Origin of the sequence: Verrucosispora sp. TAA-831, from assembly GCF_050780145.1 — a bacterium.
Classification (GTDB): Bacteria; Actinomycetota; Actinomycetes; order Mycobacteriales; family Micromonosporaceae; genus Micromonospora.
Map to the genome: position 1 here is coordinate 4420519 of NZ_CP192240.1, position 20702 is coordinate 4441220.

Genomic DNA, 20702 nt, shown 5'->3' on the forward strand with positions numbered 1-20702 from the left:
GGCCTCGCTACGCCTGGTACGGCACCCGTTCCAGCGGAAACATCGACTCGGCGGTGGCCACCACGAACCAGGGGAAACCCAGCCGGCCCACCGCGTCGACCCGGGTCGGATCGATCCGCCCCGGTGAGGTCTGCAACGCGTCGTCGACATCGACGCAGACCACCTCGACGAGCACGATGCGGAACACCGCCGTCCCGTCGGCCCGTTGACCACGTTCGATCACCTCGGTGACCCGGCACTCCATCTGCGCCGGGCTCTCCACCAGCGACGGCGGAGCTACCACGTGCGACGGGCGGCACCGCCATCCCGTCGCGTCGAGTTCTCCGGAGCCCGGCGGATACTCACGGGCGACGGTCTCGATGTGCGGGGCGAGCGCCCGGGTGGTCAGGTTGACCACCAACTCACCGGTGGCCTCGATGTTGAGCCAGGTGTGCTTGGGTAGACCGTCGGCCGCGCGGGCGCCACCGATCGTGATGGCGAGCAACGGCGGTTCTCCGGTAAGTGGCATGAAGTAGCTGAACGGTGCCACGTTCACGGCGCCCGACCGGTCGACGGTGGTCACCATGGCGATCGGCCGCGGCACGACCAGTTGGGAGAGCAGGCCCTGCCGGCGTTCCGGGCTCAGTCCGGCCAGATCGATGATGCTCATCGGCTCGTACCCACCGTCGACGGGGCCGGGGTGGAACTGTCTGTCGCGGGTGGCGCTCCAGCGACGGCCGGCTCGTCCTCCTGGCTGGCTCTGGGGCGCATGACGAGACCGAACACCTCACCACGCAGTTCCGTGAAGCGTGCCTCCATCTTGGTCCCGACCTGGTCACGGGGTCCCGGCAGAACAACCGGGATGTCGGCGATGATCCGGCCGGGGTTGGCTGCCATCACCACTACCCGATCCCCCAGATAGACAGCCTCGTCGATGTCGTGGGTCACGAACACCACCGTCATCCGGTACTCGTCGCGGACCCGCAACACCAGGTCCTCCAGGTCAGCCCGGGTTTGCGCGTCGACCGCCGCGAACGGCTCGTCCATGAGCATCACCTCCGGCTCGACCACGAGGGCCCGCGCGATAGCCACGCGTTGCTGCATGCCGCCGGACATCTGCCAGGGATAGAGCGCGGCGCTGCCGGCCAGTCCCACCGCCGCGAGCGCGTGCTCGACCCGCTTGGACAGTTCCGCCTTGGGCAGCTTGTAGGCGGCGGCCCCGAGGGTCAGGTTCTTGCGAACCGTCAGCCACGGAAACAGCGAGCGGCTGTAGTCCTGGAAGACCACCGACAATCCCCGTGGTGGGCCGGTGACCCGGTTACCGTCGAGCAGCACCTGTCCGCTGGTCGGCGGGAGCAACCCGGTCGCCATCATCAGCAGCGTGGACTTGCCACAGCCCGACGGCCCGACCACCGTCACGAACTCACGTCCGCCGACCGTGAGCGAGGTTTCGGTCAAGGCCTGGCGGGCGGCGGTGCCGCTGCCGTAGGTCTTGGTCACCGACTCCAGTCGTAGTTCCATCTGACCTCCCGATGACGGGTTAGAGTTCGCCGAGCCCGGCACGGCGCTCCCAGCGCAGCAGGCGCGCCTCGACGAAGACGAACAGGCGGTTGAGGATGATGCCGATGACACCCACCACGAGGAACCAGGCCCACATGTCCACATAGGAGAATGTGCGCTCGGTGTAGACGATCTGGTAGCCGACCCCGCTCGTGGTGGCGTACAGCTCGGAGACGACCATCAGGATCAGTGCGGTGCCGAGGCTCACCCGGATGCCGGCCAGAATCTGCGGGCTGGCTGCGGGCAGCAACACTCGGCGGTACAGGTCGATGCGGCGCAGCCGCAGGCTACGTGCGCTGCGCAACCACGCCTCGTCGACGTTGCGGATGCCGTCGCAGGTGTTGATGGTGATGATCCAGATGGTGCCGATGAAGATCAGGAAGATGTTCATCGAGTCGGTCACGCCGAAGATCTGCACCGCGATCGGCAGCAGTGCGACCTTGGGCAGCGACATGAAGAACCGCACGATCGGGCCGTACATCCGGTTGGCCAGCCGGACCCGACCCAGCAGGACGCCGAACGCGACGCCCAGCACGATCGCCGCACCCCAGCCGCGCAGGAACCGGGACAGGCTTGCGGACGCGTTGCTCCAGAGGAGGTCCGAAAGCAGCAGTTGACCGGGCTCGGCGACCAGGAACAACTCGACCGACCGGCTCAGCACGGCCGACAGCGGGGGAAAGAACAGCGTCGGATCGGCTCGGGCGACAACCTCCCAGAGCAGCAGCAGGAGCAGCAACAGCCACAGATCGGCGATCCGGCGGGCCGCCCGGCCCACCCACCGCCACCGCCTCCCCGGATCCCCCGGTGGCGGCGCGGAGGCCGGGGCGGGCCGCCCCGGCAGGGGCAGGCCGGTGGGGGTCTGCTGCGGTACGGTCAGGCTACTCAACGGGGATCCACCTCACGATCCGGCGCTCGGCCCTGATCAGGGCCGCGTGCAGCAGCGCACCGATCGCGGCGACGAGCAGCACGCCGGCGTACACGATGTCGGCACGGTGTGCCTGCTGGTACTGGACGATGACCACTCCCACACCGGTGCTCGCGCCCAGGAACTCGGCGCTGACGATCACCACGAGGGCGATGCCGGACGCCACCCGGATGCCGGTGAGGATGGAGGGCAGCGCGCTCGGCACGGTCACGTAGACCTGCCGGCGCGCCCACCCCCAGCGCAACGACCGGGCCGCGTCGATCCGTTTCGGATCGGTGCTGGCCAGGCCGTAGACGGTGTTGATCAGTAGTGGCCAGAGGATCGCGTAGAACGCCACCGCCAGCTTCATCTGCTGGCCGAGCCCGAAGATCAGGATGGCGATGGGGATCATCGCGGTCGACGGCACCGACCGCGCGGCGTCGACGCAGACCATCGCCGCCCGGGACAGCGCCGGCGTCGCGCTGATCAGGACCCCGATCGGTACGGCGACCGCGGTGGTGAGGGTGAGGACGAGCAACCACGTCCAGAGCGTGTCGCCTAGCCCGCTCAGGTAGTCACCGTCGCCGAGCACGTCGGCGATCGCGGCCACCACCAGTTCGGGCCGGGGCAGCGCAGTCGGATTGATCAGCTCGGGATAGCTCGCCACCGCCCAGAGCAACACCAGGCTGCCGACCCCGAGCACCGCCGGCCAGATCGACCGGATCCGGTAGACCATCGTCGACACCATTCACTTCCCTCCCACGCGACCTGCTCGCCGCATCGGTCAGCCGGCGCTCGGCGAGGTGGCCGGTGTGGCAGCGGTGGCCGTCCGCCGGGAGAACTCCGGGACGATGGTCGTCACGTCGATGCCCTTGTCCAGCAGGCCGCCCTCGTGCGACACCCGGGCGATGGTCGCCATGGCGTCCATGTTGACCAGGCCCTCGTACTCCTGCTCCGGGATGCTGGCCAGGGTCCCGGCCGGGGTCTTGCAGTACTTCTCCATGATCTGGAACTTCTCGGTGTCGTTGGCGGGATCGTTGCCGGCCACCGCGGCCTGTTCCATCGCCGCGACGAAGGACCGTACGGTCTGCTCGTTCTTACCGATGAAATCGCTGGTGGCCAGGTAGACCGCGGTCGGGGTGGGGCCGGTGCCGTCGAAGATCGGGTTGCCGATCGAGCGGCCCTTGCCACTGCCGACGATCTGCGCGACCTGGGTCGCGGAGACCTGCGCCGCGTCGACCTGTCCCCCCTCGACGGCTGCCACCAGTTCGGGGAAGGGCAGCGCGACGAACTCGGCGGTGACCTTCGCGCCCGCGTGCCGTTCGATCCACTTGGTGGTGAGGAACTGGCCGGAGCCGCCCAACTCGTTCACCGCGACCCGCTTGCCCTGCAGGTCAGCGGGGCCGTTGATGCCCGAGTCGTTGGCGACGATGACGCCGTGGGTGTCGGCGGTGGTCAGGCCGCTGCCGGAGACGACCTGCACCGGTACGCCCTTGGCTATGGCGGTGAGGGTGGTGACGGGATTGACGAAGGCGATGTCCGCGGAGCCCGACTGGACGGCGGCGAGACCGGCCGAGCCGCCGTTGGTCTTGATGAGTTCGACCGCCAACCCGTGCTCGGCGAACAGTCCGGTGTCCAGCGCGTACTGGGCGATCTCGTTACACAGCGACAGTGTGGTGAGCCGCAGCGGGACCGGCCCGTCGCCCGTCGCGGCGTCCGGCTCGGACGATCCGCAGGCGGTGACGGCAAGCAGCGCAGCCGCGACACCACCAGCGAGCAGAATGCGATTCTTTATCACTGAATTCTCCTCTTTATAGGCATTTGCCGAAACGCGGACGTCCGGCGGCGGGATTCGCCCCGCCGTCACCGGAACCGCGTGGGATGGTGCTCAGTGGTGGTGGTGTCTGATTGCACGGCCGACATGGCCGGCAGGCGGATCCGGAATGTTGACCACGGCCGCCTCTCTCGTAATGCGATACAACGTAGCGACATGCGGAACGCTGGGTCAACGCTCGCACTGGGGAGCAGAGCAGGTTTAACCAACCTGAAACCGCGCCTGGCCTGCTGTTCGACAGATCATCCGCGCGCTTTCACCCGGTTGACCGGGGTCAGTTCCCCCAGTCAAGTCGCGGGGTGGTCGCCTGGCCGATACGAAAGTGGCCGAGGTCGTCGAGCGCACTGCCGTCCCGCGTGGCGTCCCGCGACACCACCACATGCCGACCGAACTGCGGGGCCAGGGGGCGTCCGACGTCGCGCTGCAGCCACAGCCGCAGCAGGTGTCGGCGGCGTTCCGGCTCGGGATGGTCCACGAACTCCGTCCGGGAGTGCAGGGCGGCATAGTTGAGCAGCCACTGCACGTCGCCCGGCTGGAAGTCCATGTGCAGGGCGATTCCCGGCTCCAGGGTGATCGCGTCGAGCAGGTGCAGCAACTCGATCTGCTCGGGCGTGAGACGCGGGACCTCGGGATAGTCCTGCGCCGAGAAGATCATCGGGCTGCCGGCGTACATGCTGAAGACCCCGTCGACGTAGCTGCAGATCGGAGACGTGTAGAACTTCTCCGGTGCGTCGTGGTCCTGCTTGTACCAGTCGAAATAGAAGGGCTCGAACAGCAGTGGCGCGAGATCCGGCCGGCGGCGGGCGACCTCGCGATAGAGGGTGGCACCACTGACCAGACTGCTCGCACCACCTTCCTTCGCCGCCCGCAGGCACATCAGCGCGACCACGTCGGAACTGTCGGAGTGGAACCGCAGACCGTCGCGAATCCGCGAGCCGAGCGCGGTCGGGTCCTCCTTACGGGTCTTGTCCGAGGTGGCCCGGATGTGGTCGAGGACGTCGCCGAGTTCGTTCTGCCGCATCGGCACGCCCAGGTGCAACCCCATCAGGTAGAAGATCGCTCCGGACAACTCGTCGGGATAGTCCTGCACCGGGATGCCCCGCACCAGCGTGAAGCCCCGACCGGCGTCGAGGTCCCGGCCGACCCGGGCGAGTCCGGCAGCCGAAACCGGCAGCGGGTACTCGGCTGCGGTCACCGTACGCAGATCGGGGTTCTCGGCCACGAAGCGCCGCCCCACCTCCTCGAGTTCGGCGATCTCGGCGGCGGAGAGCTGGTAGATCCAGCTCGTGTCGTTTTCCAGTTCGTCACCGCGCCAGGCGGCAGGCCCGGCCACGGGCGGGAGGTCCACATGAGTTGGCATGATTACTCGCCTCGCTTCCGGCGCCCTACGGGGCGCCCTTTCAGTTGTCGCCGACCGCAGCGCTGCCACCAGGGCAGCGGGTGCGGGTTCAGCTACGGCCGAGGACTGGAGGTACCGCTTAACGCGGACCATAACAATGGCCATCTGTCTCGTCAAGAGAGATGACGTTTTGCCCAATGAGACGGTCGGGCTCGCCGGGGAACAGCCGCCGCCGGTGCGGCAGACTGTCCATCGCCCCAGGTCGGGTCACCGTCAGCGCGGCCACCCGGTTGGCGAAGCGCGCCGCCTCCACCACCGACGCGCCGTCGAGTACCGCATCGGCCAACGCCGCACAGAACGCGTCCCCGGCCGCTGTGGTGTCCGCCGCCTCGACCGGTTCCGCCGGCACCAACTCGTACCGGTAATCGTCCACGACCAGGGCACCGTCCGCGCCGAGCGTCACCACGACCTGGCCGCGTACGCCGAGGGATCGTGCCATCGCCGCGAGGGCGTCGAATCCGGGCGCACCCTCCCAGCCGGCCCCGTCCGGCCGCCCGGCACCGACCAACTGCACCAACTCGCCCCGGTTCGGCACGAGCAGGTCCACCCGCCGCAGGATGGCGGCGTCGACCGGCCGGGCCGGCGCCGGGTTGAGCAGCACCAGCCCCTCGGCCAGGCCGACCGCCGCCGCGACGACCTCGGTGGACACCTCGTGCTGCAGCAGGAGACACCGAGCACCGACGAACAGCCGCGACGCCGCCGCGACGTGTCCGGGCGAGAGCCAGCCGTTCGCCCCGGGGCTCACCACGATCGTGCTGTCGCCGTCTGCGGTGACCAGGACCACCGCCTGCCCTGTACGGCGTTCCGCCGTGCGGTGCACCGCCGAGATGTCGACTCCCTCCCGGTCGAGCACCGTACGCAACCAGTCACCGTCCGGGTCTTCGCCGACCGCCGCCACCATCGCCACCGAACGGCCCAGCCGGGACGCGGCGACGGCCTGATTGCCGCCTTTACCCCCACATCCGCGGGTCGACTCACCACCGGTGACCGTCTGTCCGTGCGCCGGCAGGTGCCGGACCGGCACCACGACGTCGAGGTTCAGGCTGCCGACCACGACGATCTCGGCGGACTCCGACGTCACGAGCCCGGCCGCCAGGCGGCGTCGGCGAGGTCGCCACGGGGTGGCGCGAACACGTCGACGTTGACACACGGCCCCTCGGTCGGCTCGATGTGGTGCAGCGCCCCTCGTGGGACCAGCAGGATCCCACCCGGTCCCAACGGATGTGCGACCCCATCGACGTGGTAGTTGCACCTGCCCCGCAGGATCAACACGAGTTGGTCGAAGTCCTCGTGGCGGTGCGGATTCGCCTGCATGCCCACCTGTAGTTCATGCCAGGACAACAGCACCTCGTCGGTGGCGTAGATCTTTCGTCGCACCCCGGGTCGCAGGTCGGTCGCCGGTATGTCGTCCCAGTTGACCGCGACGTGATAGAGCGGGTCGTTGCGCATCGTGCTCCTTCCAGTCGGCCGGGGCCGACAGTCATCGAGGTTCGTCCGGCCGGGACGGCGCGGCGCCGTCGAGGGTGACCGGCCGGTCGGCGTACAGCGGCTCGGCGAGATGACGCAGCGACGACCCCAGTGCCTGCAGGTCGGAGCCGACGACGAGGTAGCGGACCGGGGCCGGACCGAGCCGGCGCAACTGGTCCGGCTCGGCGGTGGCCGACCACGCGCCGAACGCGGCGCCCGCCCGGGTGGCGGCGGACGCGATCTCCGCCAGCCGCCCCGGCAGCGCGGTCCGGTCCTGCCCGCCGGCCCGCAGACTCGCGGCGAGGTCGGTGGTACCGGCGAACACGACGTCGAGTCCGGCCACGATCTCGTCCAGCGGGTCGACGGTGGTCGCCGTCTCGATCTGACCGACCAGCACCGGCGGGTCCGCCGCCTCCCGGCGCAGGTATTCGTCCAGACCGACCAATCCGTACGCCGCCGCCGGATGGGCGAGGCTCAGGCTGCGCTCCCCGACCGGCGGGTAGGCGGTGGCCGCCCGCAGACCGTGCATCTCGGCCCCGGTGCGCAGCATCGGCAGGTGCAGTCCGACGGCACCCGCTTCGAGCAGCCGGTTGATCTCACCGGCGTCGAGGGCGGCGACCCGCACCAACGCGGGCAGCCCGATGCCGGCGGCGTGGCGGACCAGTCCGAGCACGTCCCGGTCGGACAGCGACGAGTGTTCGGCGTCGATCACCACCACGTCGAAGCCGGCCAGGCGGGCCAACTCGACGGAGTCGACGGTGGGCAGCTTGACGAAGGTGCCCACGACCCGGTCCCCGGTAGCCAGTCGGTCACGCAGTCGGCGGCGCCACTCCCAGACGCCCAGGGCGGACATCCCGGCCTCAGACCTGCCGCCGCGACCCACGCCAGGGCGCCGGTTCGACCTGACGCCCGTGGTGCAGCACGACGACCGGCTCCAGGCGTGGCGCGGACAACTGGTTTCCGGCCGCGTCCGGAAGCACCGTCTCCTCGGTGTCGGCCAGCACTGTCACGTGTGCCGGACCGCCCTCCACCAGCGTGCCGTACCCCTCGGTGTCCAGGCCGAGCAGGCGGGCGGGACGCAGCGTCATCCGCGGCGCGATCTCCTCCATGCTCATGCCCAGTGCCCGCAGCTTGGCGGCGCTGGTGACGAGGTCGAATACCGGCCCCTGCCAGTTGCGGGCACTGGTGTCCGAAGTGAGCAGGTCGGGCAGGAACCCCTCGGCTATGGCGACCCGGGCCACGTCGAAGCTGAGGTTGCTGCGGCCGTGCGCGGAGTCGAAGAGCACGCCGCGCTCCCGGGCCCGCCGGACCTCGGGCAGCACCCGGCCGTCCTGCAGGATGCCGTGCGGCTTGCCGGTGTAGCAGTGGGCCACGATGTCACCCGCGCGCAACAGGTCGAGCACGGCCGGCAGCGGCTCCTCGGTCTCGCCGATGTGCACCATCAACGGCAGCCCGGCCTCCGCGGCCAGTTCCAGGGACATCTTCAGCAGGCGCCGCCACGCACCGCCAAGGACGTCCTCGGACAGCCTGATCTTGAAACCGCGGACCGTCTGCGGGTTCGCGCGGGCCACGTCCAGCGCGTCCTCCGGCACGAGTGTGTCCGGATTGAGCAGCTCACCGAAACGGAAGTCGATCAGGCCGAGCACGGAGACGTTGAGGAAGTTGACCAGCCGCATCTCGGCGGGCGCGACGACGAACCGGGAGAACGCGGCGAAGGTCGACGCGCCGACCGTACCGGCGTCGGCTGCGGCGACCACGCCCCTCCGCAGGTGCGCCTCGTCCGGCGGCGCGCCCACCTTCGACACGTGGGCGAAGATGTGGGTGTGCGCCTCGACCAGTCCGGGCAGCACCCAGTGGCCGGTGCAGTCGATCACCTGCGTCGCACGGCTGCGGTCCAGGCCGACGGCGATCCGTTCGACACGGTCGCCGGAGACCGCGACGTCGGCGACCTGCCGGCCGCCGGTCGCCGGGTCGAGGACCGTACCGCCGGCGAGAACGAGATCGAACAGGTCGGGTTCGGGTTTCATGGGTTAGTCCCGTCTTTCGCTGTGAGTGGCCGTCGGACCGGCCGGAATGGGGGACCCGGCGGCCGGTCGCCGAAGGCCCGATGCGCCTCGTCGTGGTTACCGCACGACGGGACCGCTCCCCTGGTCGGCGTCGCCGGCGGCGAACAAGGTGCGCAGCGGTAGCACACCGGTGACCGACACCTCCACGACGTCCCCGTCGCGCAGGAAGTCGGACCGGTCTTGTCCGGTGCCGGCCGGCGTACCGGTGAGCACCACGTCGCCCGGCTCCAGGACGCTGTAGTGGGAGATCCGCGCGAGCAGTTCGGGCACCCGGAAGATCTGGTCGTCGATGCGGGAGTGCTGCCGGAGCACGCCGTTGACCCACGTCGACACGCTGGTGCTCGCGCCGGGAAGCGGGCCGGTCAGCTCTCGAACGGAGCTGCCCAGGGCGCCGAAGCCGGCGAAGCTCTTGGCCAGGCTCGGGTTGCCGGTGACCGCCATGACGTCGCGGGCGGTCAGGTCGTTCGCCGCGGTCACTCCGGCGAGGTAGGACCAGACGTCAGCCGCCGGAACACCGGACATCCGGCGTCCGACCACGACGGCCAGTTCACCCTCGTAGTCCACCTGCCGACTGGCCGCGGGCAGCGTCACGGTGGCGCCCGGTCCCGACACCGCAGCCGGGGACCGCAGGAAGAGCACCGGACTCTCGGGTACGGCCCGACCGGTCTGCGCGACCTTGGAGTGGTAGTTGAGCCCCACCCCCCAGAAGGCCCGAGCACTGGCCAGCGGACAGCTCAGTGCCGACCCGAGCCCGTCGAGCGGCCACCGCTCGCGCACCCGGGCCGCCCGTACCGGGGCCCACCCCTCCCCGATCGCGAGCATGGCCGCCACGTCGGGGTAGGGCAGATCGAGAAGGGCCACCTCGGCACCTTCCAGCAGGCCGAGACCGTGTCCGGTCGCTACCAGGTTCATGCCAGGGATCTTTTTATTCGAGATGCCATCTTGTCAAGTGAAACGATGGCAACGTGCTGGACGGCCACCGGCAGGGCTCAGACCCGGGGGCGGCGCAGCCGGAGCAGGCACGGAAGGGCACCCGGGCAGCCAACCTCGCCGGCTGGCCCGCATCGTCGGTACGCACGACCGCCGACACCGGCGGACCGGCCGGTGTGCCGGAACCTTGTCAGTCGGAAAGGTCGCCGAGTTCGCGGGACAGCGCCGCAGCCGCCCGCCGCAACGCCTCGACGGGCGCACTGAGCGCGCCGCCCTCCAGGCTGACCGTCGTGCCCAGCACAGCCATCGCGGCGACGACCTGGCCCCGCTCGAAGACGGGGGCGGCGAAGACCCGGACCCCGAAGTCCTCCGGCGAGTTCTCGGCCACACCGGCCCGCCGAATCTCCTCTGCCACCTGGCGCGCCTGCGCCGACGGCCGCAGCCGTCGGACCGACGCCGGAAGCTCCGCACCGGGCAGGAAGGTGGTGAACACCCGACCCTGGGCGGAACGGAGCAGGTCCAGTTGCACGCCGGTCCGCACACTGAGCCGCACGTCACCGGAGGTGTTGTCGACGCACCGGACCACCACCGGGCTCTCCCCGTTCCAGACGCTGAGCACGACGGTGTGGTCGGCCTCGGCCAGCAGCCGTTGCATGTGCGGTTCGGCGGCGGTGACGATCGGCAACGCCGCCCGCGCCGCAGCTTCCAGCGCGAGCAGTTGCGGACCGAGCGAGTAGCGCGACTCGGCCGGGTCGTACCGCAGCAGGCTCGCGGCCCGCAGGGCGCGGGCGTACCGGTGGGCGGTCGCCTTGCTGACCGCCATCGCCTCCGTGATCTCGGCCAGACTCAGTCGAGGCCGGGCCGGGGTGAACGCACCGAGGATGAGCGCGGCCCGTTGCACGGTCTGGATGGCCGGCCCGTCCGCAGTCGGGTCGTCGGCTCGTCGCCGTGCCATGCACCGCCTCCGCGCAATCGTCGTCGCCATGACTCTACTCCCGGCCGACCACGGCGCCGCGACACCGTTGCGGCTTCCTTGCGGGCCGACGGATCAGGCGTCCGAGGAGTGTCCGGGGACGGTGCTCTTCGTCGGGTCGATCAGCGGGACGAGGTTGTTCACCGCGGTCGCCGCCTCCCCGAAGCCCACCGATATCAGCCGCACCTTGCCCTCGTAGTCGGCGATGTCACCGGCCGCGTACACCCGGTCGAGGTTGGTGCGCATCGACCGATCCACCAGGATGTGCCGGCGCCCCAACTCCAGGCCCCAGTCGCGCATCGGCCCTAGATCGGCGATGAAGCCGAGCGCCGCCACCACCTCCTGGGCCTCGACCGTGATCTGTCGCCCGGCACCCGTCTCGGCGAGGGCGACCCCGGTCACCCGATCATCGCCGGCCAGTCCCACCACCTCGAACGGGGTGAGTACCCGCACCGGGGACGCTTTCAGCATGGCGACGCTGCGCTCATGGGCGCGAAAGGACGGACGACGGTGCACCAGGGTCACCGATCGGGCGATCGGGTGCAGCGCCAACGCCCAGTCCACGGCGGAGTCCCCGCCGCCCACCACGACGACGTCGGCGCCGGACAGTTCGTCCGGCCGGGGTACGAAGTAGCGCAGTCCCCGACCGGCGTAGTCAGACCCGACCGGCAACTCGCGAGGTGTGAACGTACCGATGCCAGCGGTGAGCAGCACCGCCCTGGCCCGTACCACGGTTCCCGCGTCGGTCCCCAACTCCACCCCGTCCGGACCGGTCCGCAAGGTGACCACGCTCTCGCCCAGCACCCAGTGCGGATCGGCAGTGCCGGCCTGCGCCACCAGGGCGTCGACCAGGCTCTGGCCACGTACCGCCGGAATCCCGGCGATGTCGAAGATCTCCTTCTCCGGGTACAGGGCGGCGATCTGCCCACCCGGCAGTGGAAGGGAGTCGATGACCGCCACCGTCATCGCCCGGAACCCGGCGTAGTACGCGCCGTACAGACCGGTCGGGCCGGCGCCGACGATCGCCAGGTCGACCTCGTACCGCCCGGCTGCGGTGCTCACACGCCACCATCGGCCACGACGTCCGGATGGTCGTGGCCGATCCGGCCGATCTTCCGCGCCCCGCCGGGCGAACCGATGTCACCGAAGAACTCGGCGTTGACGCGGGCGAACCTGCTGGCCGTGGCCGGCAGGTCCCCGTCGTGAAAGATCGAGGTGACCGGGCAGACCGGCTCACAGCGGCCACAGTCCACGCACTCGTCCGGATTGATGTACATCATCCGGTCGCCCTCGTAGATGCAGTCGACCGGGCACTCCTCGACGCAGGACCGGTCCTGAATGTCAAGACAGGCGTCGGTCACGACGTAGACCATGGTTCCTCCCTGTTCAGCCACGGCGTGGGCCGTCTCGTCGTAGCCAACCGCAGATCACCGAACCATGTCAACATGCGAGATGGCATCTCGCATAGGTTACGCTAGTCGGGTGGCGGACCCGAACCTGACGTCGCTCCAACGCAGCGCCGACCGAACGATCGATGCCCGATCGGTCGTTGCCGCGCTCCGCGCCATGTCCTGGCGGGCCAGCCCTCGCGGCCGGGAACGCGCCCTGGCCGAACGGCTGGCCCGCTGGTCGCGACTGCGGTGGCCGGATCTCGACTGGCAGGTTGATCCCGTCGGTCGTACCGGCGCGAACCTGCGCTGCCGCTCGGTGCGCGACGTCGCCGACGAACTACTGATCTACTCCCACCTCGACACGTCCCTGACCGGCGAGGGCGCGACGGACCGGGCAGTGACCGGCATCGACACCCCACCACCCCGCCTGGTCGTCGACCGGCGTGGGGACCGGTTGGCCGGCTTCGGCCTCGGCGTGGCACGCGGCCCGGCAGCCGCCGCGCTGGTCGGTTTCGCGGCGGCCAGCGGAGCGGTCCGCCAGGCCCGCCTGCCGCACCAGCTCACTCTCCTGCTGGCCAGCGCCGGGACACACGGTTCGCCCTACGGCCCGCAGGGATCCGATGTCCCGCCGTCGGGCCTGGCGCACTACCTCGACACCGACCGCCCGGCAGCCGCGGTGGTGGCCAAGAGCGGCCCGGCGGGAATCCTGCACGAGGAGCCCGGAGCCATGTTCGTGCGGGTCACGCTTCGCACCCGCATGCGGCCGGTGCTCGCCCGCGACCAGGCAGCGCCCGCCGGGGGTCCGCTCGCCCACCTCGGCGCGGTGCTTCGCATCCTGGAGCGGTGGCGGATCGACCACGTCCGAACCCGGCGACCGGGCGACCGGCAGATGGCCGCCGAGGCGGCGGTGGGCGCGGTGCACTCCGGACTGGCCGGCAAGCCGGACATCCTGCCCGGCATCGTCGAACTGCACCTCTACGTGATCACCGCAAGCGGCGACGATCCCGATCGCATCCGCCGCGACATCCACACCCGACTCGTCCGGGGGCTCGCCAACGGGCCGCTGGCCGATTGCGCGATCACGGTTGACCGACACGTCGTGCAGACTGCCGGCCGCACCGCACCGGATCGTCCCGTGGTCAGGCACGCGCACGCCGCCTGGCGGCTCACCCAGCAGACCCCACCCGCGCCGATCTCCGGCTGGAAGGGCTCCACCGACGGCGCGGCCCTGCGCGCGGCCGGGATCGACACGGCCCGGGTGGGTCCCCGCCCCGGAACCGACCCGCAAGACCCTCGCGTCGACGTGCTCGCCGTGTCGGATCTCGTGCGTTTTGCCCGTCTCTACGCTCACATCTTGCTGCGGCACGCGACTGTCGGACGCACGGCAGTCGACCGCTAGCGTATTACATGCCAGAATGATGTCTCGCAGAACGAAACAGTGGGGCGGCAGGCTGCGGTCCGACGAGAGAAAGGGCCCTGCATGGCCGACGACGTGGTGGCCACTCCCGGCCCCGGCCCGACCGAGCCGGGTACGCCGGCAATCCAGACCGTACAACGCGCCGCGATGATCCTCAGTGCGTTCACCGCCAGCCGCCCCAGACTCACCCTGAACGAACTCACCGCCAGCCTCGGCACCAGCAAGGCCACGGCCCACCGTTACACCAAGGCGCTACGCGAGAGCAACTTGCTGCGTTACGACGACCGCGAAGGGCTCTACTCCTTGGGGCCGCAGATTCTCACCCTGTCGGCCGCCGCCCGCGCCGGCCTGCCGGTGATCACTATCGCCGGCCCGTACATGCAGGCACTGGTTCGCGCGGTTGACGAGACCGTCGTACTCAGCGTCTGGGACGGCGACACCGCCGTGGTGGTCCGCGCCGACGACAACACCGACCGGGTGATCCGGGTCAGCGTCCGCACCGGCTCACGGCTGTCACGCACCGAGTCCGCCCAGGGCCGGGTCTTCTGCGCCCACCTCCCCTCCGAGGAGATCCCGGGACTGGACGCCGACCTACAGAGCTCCGAGGAACTGCGCCAGGAGATCAAGAAGATCCGGCACGAGGGGATCTCCGCGAACACCCCCTCCACCAACGGCGTACGCAGCATCGCCGCCCCCGTGTTCCGGGGAGCCACGCTCGTGGCCGCCATCGCCATCGTGGGCACCACCACGTCCGTACCCGAAGGCACGGACTCGCCGCTGGCACAGCAGCTCAAGCGGACCGCAGCGGCGATCAGCGCCGAACTGGGCAACATCGATCCACCCGGCTGACCACGGACCTGCCCCACCTGCACGCCTTCACCCGCGGCCTCGGCCTCGGCCTGGACCCTCCGTCACCGCCGAAGGTGAGACAGGCCCTCGTGGACAGCGGCCGTCCTCAGGTGCCCGCTGGCCCGGCCCCGGCGGCGCCTATCCCGAGGGCACTGGCGCAGAGGTACGCGCTTGGCCGCACCACCGTGGTCCTGCCCGAGTCCTGTCGCCCCAACCTGCTCGAGGGCCTGGCCGCCGTACCGGTTCTCGACGCGCCGACCGTGACGACCGTCATCGCCTGGCCGCCACACAGCCGCTCCCGGGCACTCGCCGACCTCGTCCGCACAGCCACCGGCCGCTGAGCCTCATCAGGCACGACCCGGGGCGCGCCCGGCCCGACTGTCCGTAAGCGATCAGAAGGTGAGGACGGGGCGTCCGCGGACGCCGCCAGCGGCGAGATAGCGGTGCGCCTCGGCGGCGTGTTCGGCGGGGAAGGTTTTTGCGACCCGCAGGCTGAGCACGCCCGACTCGGCTTGATCGCGCAGCCGGGTGAGAGTCTCGGTGTCGGTGAACCGGGTGGAGACCACGACGGGTGACCAGCGCAGGCCCCGTTCGGTGGTGCCACTGTGCAGGGTGACCGAGGCGATGGTGCCGCCGTCCCGTACGGCCGGTGCGACCGCGCCGTCGAGCCCTGCCGCGTCGATCACACCGTCAGCCCCGTCCGGCCGGATGCGGCGCACGTGGTCGGCGAACCCGGCGCCGCGGGCCACGATGTGGTCGGCGCCGAAACCGGCCACCAGGTCGCGGTCACGGTCGGAGGCGTCTGCGATCACCGTCACACCGTCGGCCCGGGCAAGCTGCACGGCATAGCCGCCGACGGCACCGGCCGCGCCGGTGACCGCGACCGTCTGGCCGGGTGCGAGGTGCAGCGCGTCCAGGGCCATCCGGGCGGTCAACGCGTTCATCAACAGCGTGGACGCCGCGATCGGATCCGCCCCCGCCGGGGCGCGCACCACCGATTCCGCCGGGGCGACGACGTACTCGGCCTGAGCCCCTTCGGTCTTGCGTGTGGGCAGGACCGCGATCACCTCCGTGCCCACAGCCAGCTCGGGCCGCACACCCTCGCCCACCGCGTCCACCACACCAGCGGCGTCGCCGCCCACCACGTAGCCATCGGAGAGCGGGAACGCATTCGGATACTTCCGGCGGGCGACGCCGGACCGAATGTTCAGATCCGCCGGGTTGACGGCGGCGGCAGCGACCTTGATCCGCACCTGACCCGGACCTGGCTGCGGCTGCGGCAACTCTAAGATCTGCATCACCTCGGGCCCGCCGAAGTCCGTGAAACCGACCGCTCGCATAGTTCCTCCCGTGCTCGCACCGTGGCGCCGAGCGAGCCACCACCAATATGACACTCCAAGAGTGACATATAAACCCACAAACCGCTACTCCATGGATTACACTTCGCACGGACGGTAGGAGGGAGGCCAGACATTGCCGGACCTGCGGTTTCCCGCACTACTCGACGTCATGATGGCGCTCGCCGCCGCCGATCAGGACACTCGCCCGGTGCGCAGCTCCGCCGAACTCGCCGAGGCACTGGACATCAATCCCGTACTGGTCCGACGCCTCACCGCCCCGCTGATCCGCGCCGGACTGCTCACCTCGACCCATGGCCGAAACGGCGGCCTACACCTGGCCACACCCCCCGACCGCATCACGCTGCGCGACATCTACCTCGCCGCCGTGGGCGACAAACCGTTGTGGGACAACCGGCGAACCGAGTGCCAGAGCTACCTCAACACCGGCCACGGCCGCGAGTTCCTCACCCAGGTACACGACCAGGCCGAAGAGGCGATCCTGCAGGTCCTGGCCAGCCACACCCTCGCAAGCTGTCATCAACACATCCTCGGAACCACGACCGCACCACGGCCGGGAGTGTGGATCTAACGGTGCTTCCGGCCTGACCTGCCGGCTAGGGCACTCGCCGACGCGCTGAAACCGGCGTGGATCGCAAGCACGTCGCACCCACGGCCCCGCCTTGTGCTCCACATGAGCGACCCGGCCCCGGCGAGGGCACTGGGGGCGACGTTCGCCATCGCGCTTCGCACCCGGGAGCCCACCGATCCGGCTGTGGGATCACCCATAGTCGCCGACCCTTCACAATCAGTCCCGACTGCCCGATCCTTCATGGGTGACAATCGATCGCACCACGCTCGCCGCGGTCCTGACCGTCGCGATGCTCGTACCGCCGTGGGTGGCGACCCCGGCCTCCGCCGCCGAGGCCCGCACCCCGACCCGGACGTTGCCCTCGGCCGCGACGGCCGACCCACCCGGCCAGCCGGACCTGGGGGTGGCCAACCGGTTCGTCGCCGGGGAGGGGCTGCCCGACTGGTCCCGAGCCGGATACCTGGGCGGCCAGGTCCCGTCCGCCGGATACGTCACCGGGGCGGCCCCCTGCCGAATCGAACCGGCCCGACTGGCCAGCCAGTTCGGGGTGGTCCCCGACGACGGAGTGGACGACAGCGCCGGCCTGCAACAGGCCATCGACACGATCCGCTCGGACTGCTCCCCCACCGCCAGCCACTACCGGCTCTCCCTGATCGAGCTACCCGCCGGCCGGATCGACGTCTCCCGGCAGATCTCCGTCGACGCGAGCTTCCTGCTGCTCAAGGGGCAGGGCTCGGGCACCGGAGGCACCCGGGTGGTGTTCCGCCCGGACACCAACACCCGGTACGACACCCTCAGCTCCGACGGCAGCCGCTGGGAACCGACCACCATGACCTGGGGCAGCGGCAACGACACCGGTCGGGGCGGCTGGATCTGGCCGGGCCGGGCCCTGTTCAAGGTGCAGAACCGGGAGGTGGCCACCCGGTACGTCGACGAGTGGCAGTCCGCCCCGGCCAACCGCAAGGACCTCTTCGAGGGCTCGGTCAACCAGCACTGGGTCTCCGGGATCCGGGTCGCCGCCCGCTCCACCGACCCCGGGTTCTCCGCCCGGGCCGGGCAGAGCGTGATCCAACTGGTGAGCAACGCCGACATGGGCAAGTTCAGCCTGGGCGGGCACGTCTGGGTGGGAGCGGCCAACAGCATCAAGTTCTACGAGGAGCAGGGGCTCAGCTACGCCGAGCACGGCAGCATGTTCGAGAACCTGCACATGCGCCAGCAGATGTTCCGGGTGGTCGGTGTCTCCGGCAGCGCGAAGACCATCACCCTGGACCGGCCCCTGGAGTTCGACCTGCCGGTGGACTCGGTCTCCGACGGCTCCGCCCCGCTGCTGACCGAGACCCCCTTCCAGAGCAAGGTGACCCCCCTGAAGGTGGTCGAGGGGGTCGGGTTCGAGGACTTCGCCTTCACCCAGGACATGACCGGGCTGCCCAAGGTCGGCGGCGGCAGCTATGCCCTCTCCCCCGCCGACGCGGTGCACAACTACGGCAACCTGGCGCCCGAGTACGCCATGCACGGCGTCCTGTTCAAGTGGGCGGCCAACAGTTGGGCCCGGGGCCTCAACGGCACCATGACCGGCTCCCACCCCCTGGTCACCGAGGTCGCCCGGAACCTGCACATCGAGGGGAACACCTTCGACGGGGCCTGGAACAAGGGCAAGGGCGGCAACGGGTACCTGCGCGGCAGCCGGGTCTGGGACTCCCTGTACGCGTACAACACCAGCCGCAACCTGCGGCACTTCACCTTCCAGTGGTCGGCCAGCCGGAACGTCGCCTTCCGCAACGACCTGGACTCCGACCTCAACCTGCACGGCGGCTGGGAACGGTACAACCTCTTCGAGGGCAACACCGTGCGGGTGCCCTACGAGCACCGCTCCGGCAGTTGCACCGCCAACTGCGGCGGGGAGGGGGGTGAACTCGACGACGGCACCTGGTATCCGATCTGGTGGGGGGCCGGGCCGAAGGCGATCAAGTGGTCGGGCTCCACCGGTCCGCAGAACGTCTTCCACGGCAACACCCTGACCAAGCAGGCCACCCCCGGGGGGCCCTTCGCGCCCTACACCCCCTACTCGGCGCAGAGCCCCGGAGTGCCCGCCGACGCGGTGCACCAGTTCGGCTCGGACCCGGCGCACCCCGCCCGGTTCCGGCACCTGACCCAGTCCGGTGCGGTCATCCCCGACTGGTCCGGCCGGGAGACCCTGGACTACTCCGGGGGCCAGGGGGTGGTCCGCCTGGCGGACGCCCGCCGCCCCTCCCTGTTCCTGCGCGACGCCGGGCAGCTCGACCCCCGGCAGGACGAGGCCCACCGGGCGGCCACCTGGAACATGCAGGGCGCCGGGTCGAACGCCGGCGGCTCGTACGACAACAAGTACACCAGCGGCCTGCTGCCCCTACTGCGCGACGCGGAGGTGGTGGCGTTGCAGGAGGCCGGCACCCCACCGGGGGGAGCGACCCACCTCGCCGACCACCCGCAGAACGACTTCGTGCGCCAGAGCCCGCAGGGCCTCGTCGCCCCCGACGTCGTGGAGTACAGGTACGGCGGCACGGTCACCCGCCCCGGGGGGTACCTCTACTGGCTGCACACCGACACCAGCCAGGTCAACGAGGGCCGGGTGAACATGGCGATCGCCACCCGGCAGCAGGTCGACCCGGCGGGGATCGTCGTGGTGGCCAACCCGCTGGGGGGACGCCCCGCCCTGGGAGTCACCGTCGGCGGGACGGTCTTCTTCAGCCTGCACGGATTCTCCGGCGGCGGCAACGACGTGCCGGGGCTGCTGGAGGCCATCCGGGTCCGGATGCTGACCGCCGGGCCGAACAACACCCCCCGGGACTGGGTGGCCATGGGGGACTTCAACCGGCACCCGGACACCCTCGCCGCCGTGCTGGACGCGGCCCACTTCGCGGTCCACACCCCCGCAGCCGCGACCCACCCCAGCACGAACCCGACCGCACTGCTGGACTACGCGGTGGTACCCCGCGGGGTGGGGGCGCCCCGGGTCACGGGCAGCACGGTAGTGACCGAGATCCGCACCTCCGACCACCTACCGGTGCGGTTCGACCTGGTGCTCCAGGCCGCAGCCGAGCCCCGACCCCCGGTGGCCGAGCCCCCCTCCGGGCAGGGGATCCTGCTGCGCAGCGCGGGCACCACCAACGTCGTCGACATCGTCCACGGCGGCAGCAGCCACTTCCTGGTGGACGCCCCGTACCACAGTGGCTTCCAGCAGAAGTGGTCCCTGATCCGCAGCGGGGAGCACCCCGGGTACTACCAGATCATGAACCTGCTGACCGGCAGCCTGATGGGGCAGGCGGAGGGGGCCCGGGACGGCTGGGTGGTCCAGTGGCACCAGGAGGCCCTGGACCAACTGTGGTGGCCCGATCCGCAGGAGGACGGCACCTGGACCCTGCGTAACCGGGTCACCGACCAACTGCTGACCGTCGTGCCGGAGCTGGGGCTGCTCGCCGGCCGGGACCCCGACGGGTCGGCCCGGCAACGCTTCTTCCTCCAGTCCGAGCCCGAGATGACCGACCTGCAGGAGATCACCCACTACCCGGTGGAGGGCACCCACGACCTGGTCGCCGACGTCTCCGGGGAGAGCACCAGCGTCGGCACCCCGATCATCCTGTACCAGGAGACCGACGGCCCCAACCAGCGGTTCACCCGGATCCCCGCCGGGTCCACCGGGGACACCCCCTGTTACTACCTGGTCAACGGCGGCCGGTACCTCAGCTCCTCGGCGACCGGGAACGCCACCTTCGGGGCGGGGGTGACCCTGGAGGACTTCCGCCCGGACACCGACGAGTACCTGTGGTGCGTGCGGCAGCAGGGGGCCTCCTTCACCCTGGCCAACCGGACCGAGGTCAACGGAGTGCCCACCGACCTGTACCTCACCGAGCACGGGTACGGCCAGCAGCTCACCGTCGACCCCTCCGGCCCGGGACCGATCCAGACCTGGGTCTGGGAGGCGGCCACCAGCTGATCCCCTCCCGGCCGGGCCCCCGTCGGGGGCC

The 20702-nt window shown here is 70.4% G+C and carries 20 protein-coding genes; 5 read left to right on the top strand and 15 right to left on the bottom strand.

Annotation, left to right across the window (positions count from 1 at the left end; all coding sequences use genetic code 11):
• Positions 1–7 precede the first annotated feature (7 nt).
• The 14 genes from ACQVFL_RS19740 to fdxA form a co-directional block, all read right to left on the bottom strand.
• Positions 8–649, bottom strand: a complete 642-nt coding sequence (locus ACQVFL_RS19740) for a flavin reductase family protein (RefSeq protein WP_396697045.1) — start codon at positions 647–649, stop codon at positions 8–10.
• Positions 646–1500 (bottom strand): ABC transporter ATP-binding protein, encoded by an 855-nt coding sequence (locus ACQVFL_RS19745; RefSeq protein ID WP_396697043.1) that lies wholly within the window; start codon positions 1498–1500, stop codon positions 646–648. The genes ACQVFL_RS19740 and ACQVFL_RS19745 overlap by 4 nt, the downstream gene beginning before the upstream one ends.
• Before the next feature lie 19 nt (positions 1501–1519).
• On the bottom strand, positions 1520–2425 hold the full coding sequence (locus ACQVFL_RS19750) for an ABC transporter permease (protein ID WP_396697041.1): 906 nt from the start codon (positions 2423–2425) through the stop codon (positions 1520–1522).
• The gene (locus ACQVFL_RS19755; RefSeq protein ID WP_431727268.1) at positions 2418–3191 is read right to left on the bottom strand and encodes an ABC transporter permease; all 774 of its coding nucleotides are present in this window, start codon (positions 3189–3191) and stop codon (positions 2418–2420) included. The genes ACQVFL_RS19750 and ACQVFL_RS19755 overlap by 8 nt, the downstream gene beginning before the upstream one ends.
• A 36-nt stretch (positions 3192–3227) precedes the next feature.
• Positions 3228–4241: an ABC transporter substrate-binding protein gene (locus tag ACQVFL_RS19760; RefSeq protein ID WP_396697037.1), complete on the bottom strand. Its 1014-nt coding sequence runs from the start codon at positions 4239–4241 to the stop codon at positions 3228–3230.
• Between the two features lie 310 nt (positions 4242–4551).
• Entirely contained in the window at positions 4552–5637 is a 1086-nt protein-coding gene (locus ACQVFL_RS19765; RefSeq protein ID WP_396697035.1) for a TauD/TfdA family dioxygenase, read from the bottom strand.
• A 118-nt stretch (positions 5638–5755) separates the two neighbouring features.
• The gene (locus tag ACQVFL_RS19770; protein WP_431727269.1) at positions 5756–6757 is read right to left on the bottom strand and encodes a ribokinase; all 1002 of its coding nucleotides are present in this window, start codon (positions 6755–6757) and stop codon (positions 5756–5758) included.
• On the bottom strand, positions 6754–7125 hold the full coding sequence (locus tag ACQVFL_RS19775; protein ID WP_396697031.1) for a cupin domain-containing protein: 372 nt from the start codon (positions 7123–7125) through the stop codon (positions 6754–6756). The genes ACQVFL_RS19770 and ACQVFL_RS19775 overlap by 4 nt, the downstream gene beginning before the upstream one ends.
• A gap of 31 nt (positions 7126–7156) precedes the next feature.
• Positions 7157–7996, bottom strand: a complete 840-nt coding sequence (locus tag ACQVFL_RS19780) for an HpcH/HpaI aldolase family protein (protein ID WP_431727270.1) — start codon at positions 7994–7996, stop codon at positions 7157–7159.
• A gap of 7 nt (positions 7997–8003) precedes the next feature.
• On the bottom strand, positions 8004–9170 hold the full coding sequence (locus ACQVFL_RS19785) for a hypothetical protein (RefSeq protein ID WP_396697027.1): 1167 nt from the start codon (positions 9168–9170) through the stop codon (positions 8004–8006).
• 96 nt (positions 9171–9266) lie between these two features.
• Complete coding sequence (locus ACQVFL_RS19790) at positions 9267–10121, bottom strand: fumarylacetoacetate hydrolase family protein (protein WP_431727271.1); 855 nt, start codon at positions 10119–10121, stop codon at positions 9267–9269.
• Between the two features lie 208 nt (positions 10122–10329).
• Positions 10330–11094 (bottom strand): IclR family transcriptional regulator, encoded by a 765-nt coding sequence (locus tag ACQVFL_RS19795; RefSeq protein ID WP_396697023.1) that lies wholly within the window; start codon positions 11092–11094, stop codon positions 10330–10332.
• A gap of 93 nt (positions 11095–11187) precedes the next feature.
• Entirely contained in the window at positions 11188–12174 is a 987-nt protein-coding gene (locus ACQVFL_RS19800; protein WP_396697021.1) for an NAD(P)/FAD-dependent oxidoreductase, read from the bottom strand.
• Positions 12171–12485, bottom strand: a complete 315-nt coding sequence (gene fdxA, locus ACQVFL_RS19805) for a ferredoxin (RefSeq protein WP_396697019.1) — start codon at positions 12483–12485, stop codon at positions 12171–12173. Before fdxA ends, ACQVFL_RS19800 begins: the two co-directional genes overlap by 4 nt.
• Positions 12486–12594: 109 nt before the next feature.
• On the opposite strand from fdxA, the gene ACQVFL_RS19810 reads away from it, so the two are divergent.
• The 3 genes from ACQVFL_RS19810 to ACQVFL_RS19820 all read left to right on the top strand — a co-directional run bounded on the left by ACQVFL_RS19810 (position 12595) and on the right by ACQVFL_RS19820 (position 15110).
• Positions 12595–13902, top strand: coding sequence for a hypothetical protein (locus ACQVFL_RS19810; RefSeq protein WP_431727272.1), 1308 nt, complete (start codon positions 12595–12597; stop codon positions 13900–13902).
• Between the two features lie 81 nt (positions 13903–13983).
• The gene (locus ACQVFL_RS19815; RefSeq protein ID WP_396697015.1) at positions 13984–14769 is read left to right on the top strand and encodes an IclR family transcriptional regulator; all 786 of its coding nucleotides are present in this window, start codon (positions 13984–13986) and stop codon (positions 14767–14769) included.
• A gap of 74 nt (positions 14770–14843) precedes the next feature.
• Complete coding sequence (locus tag ACQVFL_RS19820; protein WP_431727273.1) at positions 14844–15110, top strand: hypothetical protein; 267 nt, start codon at positions 14844–14846, stop codon at positions 15108–15110.
• Between the two features lie 51 nt (positions 15111–15161).
• Here ACQVFL_RS19820 and ACQVFL_RS19825 read toward each other — a convergent pair whose 3' ends face one another.
• Positions 15162–16187, bottom strand: coding sequence for an NADP-dependent oxidoreductase (locus ACQVFL_RS19825; RefSeq protein ID WP_431727274.1), 1026 nt, complete (start codon positions 16185–16187; stop codon positions 15162–15164).
• Between the two features lie 91 nt (positions 16188–16278).
• Here ACQVFL_RS19825 and ACQVFL_RS19830 point away from each other — a divergent pair, with 91 nt between their 5' ends.
• Positions 16279–16698, top strand: a complete 420-nt coding sequence (locus ACQVFL_RS19830) for an RrF2 family transcriptional regulator (protein ID WP_431727275.1) — start codon at positions 16279–16281, stop codon at positions 16696–16698.
• Between the two features lie 244 nt (positions 16699–16942).
• Complete coding sequence (locus ACQVFL_RS19835) at positions 16943–20671, top strand: endonuclease/exonuclease/phosphatase family protein (protein WP_431727276.1); 3729 nt, start codon at positions 16943–16945, stop codon at positions 20669–20671.
• The last annotated feature ends 31 nt before the right edge of the window (positions 20672–20702 follow it).